General features: G+C 69.8%; 6 protein-coding genes. All 6 read left to right on the top strand.

Going from position 1 to position 12,534, the window contains the following annotated elements; translation table 11 throughout:
• Position 1 precedes the first annotated feature (1 nt).
• From V6V89_RS01540 to V6V89_RS01515, 6 genes are read left to right on the top strand one after another with little or no spacing between them, the layout of a single operon-like run.
• The gene (locus V6V89_RS01540; RefSeq protein WP_334617052.1) at positions 2-916 is read left to right on the top strand and encodes a carbohydrate ABC transporter permease; all 915 of its coding nucleotides are present in this window, start codon (positions 2-4) and stop codon (positions 914-916) included.
• A gap of 2 nt (positions 917-918) precedes the next feature.
• Positions 919-2,856, top strand: coding sequence for a glycoside hydrolase family 127 protein (locus tag V6V89_RS01535; protein WP_334617051.1), 1,938 nt, complete (start codon positions 919-921; stop codon positions 2,854-2,856).
• Between the two features lie 60 nt (positions 2,857-2,916).
• Positions 2,917-7,647, top strand: a complete 4,731-nt coding sequence (locus V6V89_RS01530; protein ID WP_334617050.1) for a discoidin domain-containing protein — start codon at positions 2,917-2,919, stop codon at positions 7,645-7,647.
• Positions 7,648-7,659: 12 nt separating this feature from the next.
• On the top strand, positions 7,660-10,758 hold the full coding sequence (locus tag V6V89_RS01525) for a family 43 glycosylhydrolase (protein WP_334617049.1): 3,099 nt from the start codon (positions 7,660-7,662) through the stop codon (positions 10,756-10,758).
• Between the two features lie 31 nt (positions 10,759-10,789).
• Positions 10,790-11,422 carry a hypothetical protein gene (locus V6V89_RS01520; protein ID WP_334617047.1) on the top strand — a complete coding sequence of 211 codons (633 nt, stop codon included), beginning with the start codon at positions 10,790-10,792 and terminating at the stop codon, positions 11,420-11,422.
• A gap of 59 nt (positions 11,423-11,481) precedes the next feature.
• Positions 11,482-12,525 (top strand): WxL protein peptidoglycan domain-containing protein, encoded by a 1,044-nt coding sequence (locus tag V6V89_RS01515; protein WP_334617046.1) that lies wholly within the window; start codon positions 11,482-11,484, stop codon positions 12,523-12,525.
• The last annotated feature ends 9 nt before the right edge of the window (positions 12,526-12,534 follow it).

Raw genomic sequence — 12,534 nt, 5'->3', positions numbered from 1 at the left:
GATGACCGTCGTTTCCCGTACCACCTCGACGGCCGCCGGAGGCGCGCGGACACCGGGCGGAGGACCGGTCCGCCGGGCCAAACCACGTGGTGTCACCATTGCCGGCATCGCGTTGCGGACGCCGTACTGGGTGTTCACCGGCGCGCTTGCGGTGATCTTCCTGGCGCCGCTCGTCTGGACCGCGGTCGCCTCAGTCTCCCCGCAGGCCGGCACCAACCAGGTCGACGGCTGGGGTTTGGGCAACTACGAGACGCTCGCCCGTTACCAGGCCGGCATCTGGCGCTACCTTTTCAACTCCGCGTTCGTCTCCCTGCTGACGGTCGCGCTGACGCTGGCTATCTCGTTCTTCGGCGGCTACGCGTTCGCACGGTTCCGCTTCCCCGGCAAGAACGCGCTGTTCCTGCTCACCCTCGCCATCCTCATGGTGCCGTACGCGACGTTGCTCATCCCGCTGTACGTGCTGCTCAACGAGGTGGGGCTGCAGAACTCGCTGGTGGGCGTGGCTCTCGTGCTCACGATGTTCCAGCTGCCGTTCTCCACCTTCCTGATGCGTATCTCCTTCGAGGCGGTGCCGCGCGAGCTCGACGAGGCCGCGACGGTCGACGGATGCTCGTCGTTCGGCGCGCTGTGGCGGGTGTTGCTGCCCGCGGTAAAGCCGGGCCTGATCACCGTCGGGCTGTTTTCGTTCCTCGCCGCGTGGAACGACTTCATGGCACCGCTGATCCTCATCAACGACACCGAGCGCATGACCCTCCCGCTCGCGGTGTCGAACCTGCGCGGCCAGGTCCAAGGTGTCGTCGACTACGGGGCGACCGAAGCGGGCGTGGTCATTCTCGCCCTGCCGTGCATCGTCCTGTTCCTGCTGCTTCAACGACACTACGTGCGCGGCTTCATGTCCGGCGCGCTGAAGGGATGACCATGAGCCGCACCGCCTCTACGGCCGCGCCCGTCCTGCCGATCCGTGGCCGGCTGCGGCCGCTCGGGTTGGGCGACGTCCGGATCACGGGCGGATTCTGGGCAGAGCGGCAGTCGGTCAACGCCGAGGCGACCCTGGCGCACGTCGAGTACTGGCTCGAACGGGCAGGCTGGACCCGAAACTTCGACCTCGCCGCGAGCGGTGACATCGCCCGCGAGCGCCGCGGGCGCGAGTTCTCCGACTCGGAGGTCTACAAGCTCCTCGAAGCGATGGCGTGGGAGATCGGCCGCACCGGCGACGAAGGGCTCGAGTCGAGGTTTCGCTCCATTGTGGAACGGGTGGCCGCGGCGCAGGAGCCGGACGGTTACCTCAACACCAAGTTCGGGCGTCCGGGGCAGGCGCCGCGCTGGTCCGACCTCGAATGGGGCCACGAGCTCTACTGCGTCGGCCACCTCCTGCAGGCCGCGGTGGCCCGTGCCCGCACCCGTCCAGGCGCGGACGACGGGCTGGTCGAGGTCGCGCGCCGGGCCGCCGACAACGTGTGCGAGACGTTCGGGCCCGGCGGCATCGACGGGCTCTGCGGGCACGCGGGGATCGAGACCGCCCTGGTGGAGTTCGCCCGGGTCACCGACGACGACCGCTACCTCGCCCAGGCCGCCCTCTTCGTCGACCGGCGGGGCCACGGCCGGCTCAGCGACGTGGAGTTCGGCCGGGAGTACTTCCAGGACGAGCTCCCGGTGCGGCATGCGACCGTCCTTCGTGGACATGCCGTGCGGGCGAACTACCTTGCCGCCGGCGCCGCCGACGTCGCGGTGGAGCTGAAGGACGCCAGCCTGCTCGACGCCGTCCGCAACCAGTGGCAGAACGCGGTCGCCCGGCGTACGTACGTCACCGGCGGGCAGGGATCCCGGCACCAGGACGAGGCGTTCGGCGAAGACTGGGTGCTGCCTCCCGACCGCGCCTACTCCGAGACCTGCGCGGGTATCGGCTCGGTGATGCTGGCGTGGCGGCTGCTTCTCGCCGACGGTGACCCCCGGTACGCCGACCTCATCGAGCGGACCCTGTTCAACGTCGTGTCGACCTCGCCCTCGGCGGACGGGCGAAGCTTCTTCTACACCAACACCCTGCACCGCCGCGAGCTCGGCACCCTTCCCGACGCCGACCGGCCAAGCCTGCGGGCGGCGGCCTCGCTGCGGGCGCCCTGGTTCGAGGTGTCCTGCTGCCCGACCAACGTCGCCCGCACCCTCGCCAGCCTGACGGCATACGTCGCCACGTCCGACGACGAGGGCCTGCAACTGCACCAGTACATGCCGGGCGCCGTCGTGCACCGGCGCGCCGACGGGCGAGACCTGGGCGTGAGCGTCGCGACCAATTATCCCTACGACGGTGAGATCCGGGTCCGTATCGATACGGATGGACCAGGCAGTGACGCTGATGACCCATGGTCGCTGTCGTTGCGGGTGCCCGGTTGGGCGGCCGAAGGCGCGACGCTGACCGTAGCGGGGCAGACCCGTCCGGTCGGCCCGGGCGTCGTCACCGAACGCCGTGCCTGGCGACGCGGTGACGAGGTCGTGCTGTGCCTGCCGATGGCGCCCCGGTTCACCTACCCCCACACCCGCATCGACGCGGCCCGCGGCTGCGTCGCCGTCGAACGCGGCCCGCTCGTGTTCGCCCTGGAATCCGTGGACGTGCCGGGCGTGGAGACGGTCGACGAGCTCCGCGTCGACACCAGCCAGGCGCCCCGCCTGGTCGACGGTCGGGTCACCGTGCGCTGCGAACGCGTGCGCGCGGACGAGCCTGACTGGCCATATCGGACCGACCCCGACGGATCCGCTCCGGTGGCGGACGAGCAGTTCGACGAGGTGCCGCTGGTGGAGTACCACGCCTGGGCCAACCGTGGGCCCTCGACGATGCGAGTCTGGCTGCCCACAACGGCCTGACGCGCCGCCCGCTGTGTTAGCGCTCACACCCATACGCACTCCATATAGCAAGGAGGAAGCATGACCAGACGCGTGAGGCGGGTGCCTCTGTGGGCCGCCCTGACCGCGCTTGTGGTGGGAGGAGCGGTCGCCATGCCGTCCGCGGCCCAGGCCGACAGTCCGATCCTGCCCGGAAACGAGGGTGACGTCGGGGTCTACACCGACGGGCAAAGCCACGTCATGGAGATCGGAGACCCGACCTACAGCAACACCGGCGACGTCGCCAACCAGCTCAAGCCCGGCGTGCCGTTCACCGCCGGAAACATGCACCAGTCCATATTCGACAAGGACCTGGCCGCCGGCGGCACCGACTACTACCTCGACCACATCCTGGGTGTGCCCGGCGCGCTCGGCTCACCGGTGCTGATGACCCGGGGCCGCTCGCTGTACATGCGCGGCGCGAGCAACAACAACTTCACGGTGATGGGCTTCGCCGGCAACGCGTACGTGGGCGGCCCCAACAACCTCGGCAACCTGTACACCGTGACCGTTCCTGGGCAGACGGTCACGGAGGTCAGCGCGAATCGGTTCAACGCTCCGAGTCACGCCAAGAGCCGGTACACGATCGGCGGCACGGGTGTCACCGCCGACCTGACGAAGTTCATCACGTACGACAACGTCGCGGTCACCGCCCTCACCTTCAACAACCCGGGCGGCTCGGCGGCCACCTTCACCGTCCGCGCCGCCTCGCCCCTGGCCACCCAGGCCGGCGAGGGCCCGGCCGAGCTCACCGGCGCCCGTGTCATCACCAGTGGCTCCAACAACGGCACCATCGACACCCCGTGGGACACGATCAGGACGCACCTCACCGGCGCCGGCTTCACGCGTACCGGGACCAACCTCGACCGCGAGGTCACCGTGCCCGCCGGCGGCGCGGTGTCGCTGTCGGTCGTCGGCGCGGTCTCCTCGGACACGCTGCCGCAGAGCGTGGCCAGCTACCGCGAGTACGCCGGACTGTCGCCAGCCGACGCGAAGCGCACCGGCATCACCGCCTTCAACCGCCGCTGGGCCCAGGACGTCCCGTACATCAACGTCCCCGACCCGGCGCTGGAGAAGGCCATCGTCTACCGCTGGTGGGGCGAGCGTTACAACAGTCTCGACGCCAACGCGACCGGCCACGTCTACCAGTACCCGACGACGATCGAGGGGGTGAACCTCTACCAGAACGCCGTCGCGCTGACCCAGCCGATGCACCTGCAGGACACCAAGTGGCTACGCACGCCCTATCTGCCGTACGGCCAGATCCTCAACATCGGCGAGCTGTCCGGCTCATCGGCCTTCCTGGACAGTCCCGGCCACACGAGCTGGAACAACCACTACTCGCAGTACATCGGCACGGCGGGGCTCGAGGCGTACAACGTGCACGGTGGTGGTGCGCAGATCGCCCGGAAGTTCGCGCACTACTTCGAGGGCGACGGTGTCGGCCAGCTCGAACACTACGACGGCAACGACGACAAGCTCATCGCGTACGACACGAACTTCATGCCGGGCAACGACGCCGACGCGATCACCTTCGGCTTCCCCAAGGACAACGCCGGAGCGCCCGGGGCGGAAACGATCGAACGCCCCGAGTCGGCGTACGTGTGGGGCGCGTTCGACGCGGCCCGGCAGCTGTACCAGATCTCCGGCGCCGATCAGTCCAAGGTGGACCAGATGGCGGCCGAGGCGAATGGCATCCGCGACGCGGTCCTCGGCCGCCTGTGGAGCCCCGACACCCGGATGTTCCTGGCTGGGACGTCGCACGGCGCGACCAGCGCGGCCACCTCCAACGGCCGCGCCAACCCGCTTCCCGAGTCGGCTCGCGACCTGATCCCGGCCAAGGAGTCGAACCTCTACGACGTCTACGCCCAGAACCTCATCCCGTTCGACCAGTGGCAGAAGTACGTGGACGGGTTCCGCTTCCTGACCTATGGCGACAACTTCCCGATCTTCCCGTTCTACACCGCGAACCAGTACGACCGGGCCGCCTACGGGATCGGCGGCTCGAACAACTTCTCCAACATCAACTTCACCGTGCAGTACCGCGGCGTCCGCTCGGCGCTGCGCCACTACGACCCGGGCCAGAAGTACATCACCCCGGCCTACGCCAAGCGGCTGCTGGACTGGATGGCCTGGAGCGTCTACCCGGGCGCGGACATGCGGGTCGCCAACCAAGCGGAGTACTACTCCGGCTGGAACCCGACCACCAAGACGTACACGCGCAACAACCCGAACCACATCATGCTCGGCAACCAGAACTACATCTTCGTCGAGGACATGGCGGGCATCCAGCCGCGCTCCGACGACAAGATCGAGCTGTGGCCGATCAAGTTCGGCTACGACCACTTCATGGTCAACAACCTGCGCTACCACGGGCAGGACGTCACGATCGTCTGGGACCCGGACGGCAGCAAGTACGGCCTGGGCGCGGGCTACAGCCTGTTCCTCAACGGCGAGAAGAAGGTCAGCACCGACAAGCTCGGCAAGCTCACCTACGACCCGAAGACCAACCAGGTCCAGGCCGAGGACGGCGTGAGCGTCACGTTCACCGCGGCGACCGGGGCCAACGTCCCGAGCGCGGTGGACACCCCGATCCAGGACGAGCGGGTCGTCGAGTACCTCAAGACGGCCGGCGTCGACCTCACCGAGGACGCGCCGAACCTGGCCACGGGCGCCAAGCTCAGCTCGTCGTACACCCAGCAGGGCGCGCGGCCGACGCCGTGGCGGCAGTTCCACACGCCCGGGTGGAACGCCTCGACGATGAACTACACGCCCGGCGCGATCAGCCAGACCGAGCGACCGGTGTCGCTGGCCGCCGTCACCGACGGCGTCACCGCCAACGAGCCCTACTGGGGCAACTACGGCACGACCGAGAAGAACGGGTACATCGAACTCGACCTGGGGTCGGCCAAGTCCTTCGACAACGTGAAGGTGACCTTCGTCAGCGACCGCCAGTCCGGCGGCTACCGCGAACCCGCCCGCTGGTGGGTCCAGATGCCCGACGGCAACGGCGGCTGGAAGGAGGTGCCGGGCCAGTTCAAGAACCCGACCGTCACGTCGGCGAAGTTCAACGAGGCGCTGTTCGGCACCGTCACGTCGAACAAGTTGCGCGTCGCGTTCACGAACCACCCGTCCTTCTACACGGCCATCGCCGAGATCCAGGTGTTCAACTCCGGCCGGGACGTGCCGCCGGTCTCCAACCAGGCACCCATCGTCACCGCCACGCGTGACAGCTCGGCGGACGGCAACCTGTCCACCCGGCTGGTCGGCACGGCCACCGACGACGGCATCCCGTACGACAGCGAGTTCACCCTGGGCTGGGAGACGGTCTCCAAGCCCGAGGGCGCAGGCGTCATCTTCACCGACGCGAAGGCGCTGGCCACCCGGGTGACCGGCACCGTACCCGGTGACTACGTGTTCCGGTTCTTCGCCGACGACGGCGAGAAGCGGGCCGAGGCAACCGTGGCGGTGACGCTCGCCAGGAAGGACGTCGTCGCGGAGTTCGGCTCGTCGGCGACGGTGACCACCAGCGGCAGCGCGTCCTGGGAAAACCCCCTGCGCGTCAACGAGGCCACCACCCCGGCCAGTTCGAGCCCGGGCGCCGGAAACGGCTGGGGCACCTGGGGTCAGACCCAGAACGGAACCAGCCCGGAGACGGAGGCGTGGATCCAGTACCGGTGGACCGCGCCGGTGCGGCTGTCCTCGACCGACATCTACTGGTACGACGACAACGGCGGCACCCGTCGGCCCACGGCCGAGACGTACGTCATCGAGTCCTCCACGGACGGCACCACCTGGACTCCGGTAACCCTCACGGGCGGGTCCGCGTACGCCAACGGCCTGGCCACCAATACCTACAACCGCCTCGCCTTCGAACCGATCATGACCAGCCACCTGCGCATCCGCATCTGGGGTGTCATGGAGGGCGGCGCGGGCACGGGCGTGCTGCGCTGGCGCGCCAACGGCGAGACCGTGGACTCGGTGCGCTCGCCGGTGCTCATCCGCACCACCGTGGGACAGGTGCCCACCCTGCCGGGGGAGCTCGACGGGGTGTACGCGAGCGGCGCTCGCGGCAAGATCGGGTTCAAGTGGCAGCAGATCACCCCAGAGATGGTCGCCGAGCCCAATGTGGACCCGTTCGTGGTCTACGGAACGAACGACGCCTACGGCCTGATCGCCGAGGCGCGAATTTATGTGCGGCCCGAGACGGCACCGGGTGGCATCTCGATCCAGGGCGCCGAGTCGTTTCAGCAGAGTGTCGATGTGGGGGAGTTGCCTGGATTGCCGGACAAGGTGGAGGTCTCCTACAACGACGGATCCCGTGACAACCAGGCCATCGGGGTCGACTGGGACTTCGACGAGAACATCGTCAACACCCCCGGCCGCTACACCGTCGTCGGTGACCTGCTCCTGCCCGACTACGTCAGCGAGGCCGGCACCACGCAGACCACGCTGACCCTCACCGTGGGCGAGGGCGCCCCGGCGTGGGAGGTCACGGTGCAGGCACGCACGCAGTGCGTCGGCGGCAAGGCCTACGTCTCCGTCAGCGCCCGCAACGACGAGGACGTGCCGCTGACCATCGAGCTGATCACGCCGTACGGATCGCGGACGGTGCCGGGCGTGGCTCCCGGAAAGTCCGCCTACCAGGCGTTCAGCTCGCGTGCCGGGTCGGTGCCGGCCGGAAACGCGACGGTGAAGGTCTCCGGGACCGTCGGCGAGGAGCCGGTGACGGCGCAAATCACCGCGCCGTACGCGGCGATCACGTGTGGTTAGGAGAACGAGACCGTGAAAATCTCCGTTGGATGCTGGGCGGTCGCCACGGCGGCCGCCGGCCTCCTCATCGGTATCGCCACCCCGGCCCAGGCCGCGGACCCGATCACCTTCACCAACACCACCAATCCGATCCTCGGCGACGGCAGCTACTACTCGGCCGACCCGGCGCCGCTCGTGGTGCCGGCCGGTGCTCCCGGCAACACCAGCGGTCGGGACGAGCTCTACATCTACACCGGCCACGACGAAGCCGGACCGTCCACAAACGACTTCGTCATGAACGAGTGGGGCGCGTTCCGCACGACCGACGTCCAGGCTGGACAGTGGACCCACTATCCGTCGTTGATGCGCCCCGAGCAGGTCTTCGCCTGGGCGACGCCGGCACGCGCCTACGCCGGTCAGGTCGTCCGAGGCGTGGACGGCCGCTACTACTGGTACGTGCCGATCAACGAACGCGACAGCCCGGCGGCCGACAAGTTCGCGATCGGCGTGGCCGTCTCGGACAGCCCGACCGGCCCGTGGACCGACCACGCCGGCGGCCCGATCATCTCCCAGCGGGTGCCCACCGCCAACAACATCCACAACATCGACCCGACGATCCTGGTCGAGGGCCAGCGGGTGTTCGTGTGGTGGGGCTCCTTCGGCAACCTGCGGATGCTGGAGTTCCAGGCCGACATGAAGACCCCGGTCGGCACCCAGCGCACCGTCACCGGTCTGACCGGCTTCTTCGAGGCGGCCTGGGCCTTCAAGCGCAACGGCACCTACTACATCGCGTACGCCGGCAACAACGCCGGCCCGACCTCGCCGTGCACCCCGGCCAACTACCACGCCTGCATCGCGTACGCGACCGCCGCGTCACCCGAAGGCCCGTGGACCTACCGGGGCACCGTGCTGCCGCCGGTCTCCTCGACCACGAGCCACCCAGGCATCCTGGAGTTCAACGGCCAGTGGTACCTGGCGTACCACACCGCTGACGCCGTCGGCGGCGGCCACTTCCGCCGGTCGGTGGCGATCGACAAGGTCGAGTGGGACGACACGCAGACCCCGCCGCGGATGAAGCCCGTCACGCCGACGCCGGCCAAGGGCCGCGACCTCACCCCGCGGCCGAACATCGCGCAGGAGGCGACGGTCAGCGTCTCCAACGAGCCGGTGCCCACCCAGTACTGGGTCAAGGCGCTCAACGACGAGATCGTGCGCTCCAACCCGCTGCCCCCCGACATGTGGGGGACCTGGACCGGCAACAACCCACCCCAGCAGTGGGTGCAGTACCGATGGGACCAGCCGATGCGAATCTCCGGATCGCAGATCGAGTTCTGGAACGACCAGCCGCAGGGCACCGGCGTGGGCGTCGCGGCACCGGCCCGCTGGCGCATCCAGTACTGGGCCCTCGACAGCGGACAATGGGTCGACGTGCCCAACCCGAGTGGCTATCCGACCGGCACGCAGGGCTTCCAGAACACCACCTTCGACCCGGTCACCACCACGCAGGTCCGCGCGACCTTCGATGCCTCGACCAACGGCAGCACCTACTCGGCGGTGGCGGTAGAGGAGTGGAAGATCCTCGCCGCGCAACCCGAGTCGGTCACCGCACCGGCGATGACGGTCGAGGTGGGGGAGCGGGAACTGCCCGGCACGGTCGGCGTGGCGTTCGGCAGCGAGACGCTGCGCGCGCCGGTCTTCTGGGACCCGGTGACGGCGGAGCAGGTCGCGGCGCCGGGCGAATTCACGGTGCGGGGCACCGTGCTCGGCTACGCCGCCGGCCGCGTCGCCGCGCAGGTCCGGGTCATCTCGCCGGGCGACACCGAGGGCGACGTGACCCCACCGGCGCTGACGCTCACACCAAGCGGCAGCGCGGGCAGCGCGGACTGGTTCCGGTCCGCGGTGCGGGTGCGTGCCTCCGGTACCGACGACCGGGGCGGCCGTATGACCATCCGGTCCACGGTGGACGGCGGACAGCCGGTCACCGCCACGGAGGTGCGGTACGCGGACGTCGATGTCTCGGGCGACGGGCAGCACACCGTCGCGGCGACCGCGACCGACCGGGCCGGCAACGTCTCCGCGCCCGTGAGCCTCGCCGTGATGATCGACGCCACGGCGCCGGCCAGCACGGCCGCGGTGAGCGCGGCCCGGGCGGTCACGGTGACCGCCAGCGACGCCAGCTCCGGGGTCGCCCGCGTCGAATACACCATCGACACGGGCGCGTGGACGACGTACAGCGGCGCCATCGCGGCACCCGACACCAACAAGCACACTGTCTCGTTCCGCGCGCTGGACGTCGCCGGAAACCTGGAAACCGCCAAGACGGTCACCATCCCGGCGGACATATCCGGGCCGCTGACCGGCAACATCGGGCCCATCGGCACCCCGAGCGCCTCGTACACGGCGGGCTGGAACAGCGTCACCGCACTCAACGACGGCGCCGACCCGCCGAGCCCGAGCCAGGCGCAGATCTGGGGCACCTGGTCGGGCACCCGGCCGCAGACCCAGTGGATCCAGTACGACTGGGCCCGCCCGGTGCGCCTGACGGCGACCGAGCTGAAGTTCTGGCGCGACTCCGACCAGGGCAGCGGCGACGGCGTCGCCGAGCCCGACGGCTGGGTGCTCCAGTACTGGGACGAGGCGACGGCCGCCTGGCGTGACGTGACCGGCGCGTCCGGGTACGGCACGAGCAGCAGCGCGTTCAACAACGTCACCTTCGACCCGGTCACCACGCCGCGGGTGCGGGTCACGATCCAGGCCAACGGCAACGGCACCACCTATTCCGCGGTCGCGGTCACCGAATGGCGGGTCTTCGCCGACGACCCGGGCGACCAGCCAGCCCGGGTGCCGGTCACGGTCACGGTCCAGCCGCGGTGCCTCGCCGGCAAGGCGTACGTCGCGGTGCAGGGGCACAACGACCACGACGGGCCGGTGCGGATCGACATCGAGACCGGCCACGGCGAGCGGTCGTTCCCCGCCGTCGCACCCGGCGCCAACGCCTACCAGTCGTTCGCCACGCGGGCGGCGTCGGTCGCGGCGGGATCGGTCACCGTCCGCGCCACCGGGACGGTGAACGGCAAGGAGGTGACAACTGTCTATACGACCGCCCATCCCGGCGTCGCCTGCGCCGCCTGACCATCAACCACAAAGGACAATGGAGCATCGCATGAGCACATTGAATCGCAAGCGGCTGGCCGTGGCGGGTGCCGCCAGTGCGGTCCTGGCCGGGGCGGTGGCGCTGCCGTCGCCGGCCCTGGCCGCGCCCGGCGACAGCGACGACATACGGGTGACGGTCGACATCGAGGAGATCAACGAACCGGGCGTACTCGCCATGTCGATCGCCGGCGACTCCGTCGCGCTGGCAGAGAACGGGTCGACCCTGCTGGTCCGCCAGTTCGTCGGGACCCTGCCAACGGTCACGGTCACCGACACCCGCACAGCCGACGAGGTGCCCGACGGCGCCGCCTGGGCCGTGCTGGGCAGCGCGACCGACTTCACCGGCGACGCCGGCCAGGCGCCGATCGGCGCCGGCCACCTCGGCTGGCGGCCCAACCTGATCGACGGCGGTGAGACCGGCCTGGTCACCGAAGGTGAAGAGGTGGTGACCGTGCTCGACGAGCCGACCCAGCCCGGCAACAACGTGGGCCTGGTCGACCAGGAACTGCTGGTGTCCACATTCGACTCCGAGGCCGTCGCCGGCGACGCGTACTCCGTCAACGCCAACCTGTACCTGCGCGCCCCGGCGGACGTCGCGGCCGGCTCGTACACCTCGACGTTGACCCTGTCCCTGTTCGAATAGCGCGCTGTGGGGGCCGCGCCGTCGCGGCCCCCACCACAACCGGGCATGAAGGACTCGCCATGATCCGAAGCTCGTTCGCCACGCTGGCCGCGGTGCTCGTCGCCGTGCCTTTCGCGCCCGCCCGTGCCCTGGCGGATCCGACCCCGACCGGGCCGCCGAACAAGCCGACGCTCACCTGGGCGGTCCAGCCGGCCAACCAGCAGGGCCCGGACGGCCGTCGCTGGATCGCGCACACGCTGGACCCCGGGCAGGTGGTGACCGAGCGGCTGGCCGTGCGCAACTTCAGCAACCGCGCCGCCGTGTTCGCCCTGAAGGCCGCCGACGGCTACCTCACCGACAACGGGCGCTTCAACATGCTGCCCTCCGACAAGGCGTCGGTGGACGGCGGCACCTGGATCCAGGTCCAGGACAAGGTGAACGTCGGGGCCAACGAGACGAAGGTCGTGCCGTTCACCATCACGGTGCCGCGGGACGCCAAGCCGGGAGACCACCCGGCCGGCATCGCGGCGACGGTCACCGCCACCGGCGGTACGGTCGCCGTCGAGAGCCGGGTCGGCTTCCGGGTCATGATGCGGATCAGCGGCACGGTCACCGCGGCGCTGACCGTCGACGATCTCACCGCGACGTACCGGCACTCGTGGAACCCCTTCGCGGCCGGCTCCATCCGGGTCCGGTACACCACCAGGAACGACGGCAGCGTCGCGGTGACCGGCACCGGCCGGGTGGCCACCGCCGAACTGGGCGGGCTGACCACGAGCGACGCGCGGGCGCGGGTCGAACAGACGCTGCCGGGCGGCAGCCGGCAGGTCGACGTCCGGGTCGCCGGCGTGTGGGGACTGGCACCGCTGCGCACGACCGTCGACCTGACCCCCGCCGTCCTCGACGGCGACACGAGCGGCGCCGAGATCCGGCCGGCCTCGGCGGCCGTGACGGTGTGGACACTTCCGTGGCCGCAACTGCTCCTGATGGCCGTCTTCGTCGCCGCAGTCCTCGGCGCCCGGACCATCAGCCGGCGCCGCCGGCAGCGGCTCGCTCAACTACTCGCCCGCGCCCGCGACGAAGGCCGGGCGGAAGCCCGGGACATGTCCGAAAAAGTATCTTGAGAAGGGGTG

The sequence above is a fragment of the Micromonospora sp. CPCC 206061 genome, from assembly GCF_036906915.1.
In the GTDB taxonomy this organism is placed as follows: domain Bacteria; phylum Actinomycetota; class Actinomycetes; order Mycobacteriales; family Micromonosporaceae; genus Phytohabitans.
The sequence above is the reverse complement of the archived record's forward strand: the minus strand, read 5'-3'. Positions and strand labels throughout refer to the sequence as shown.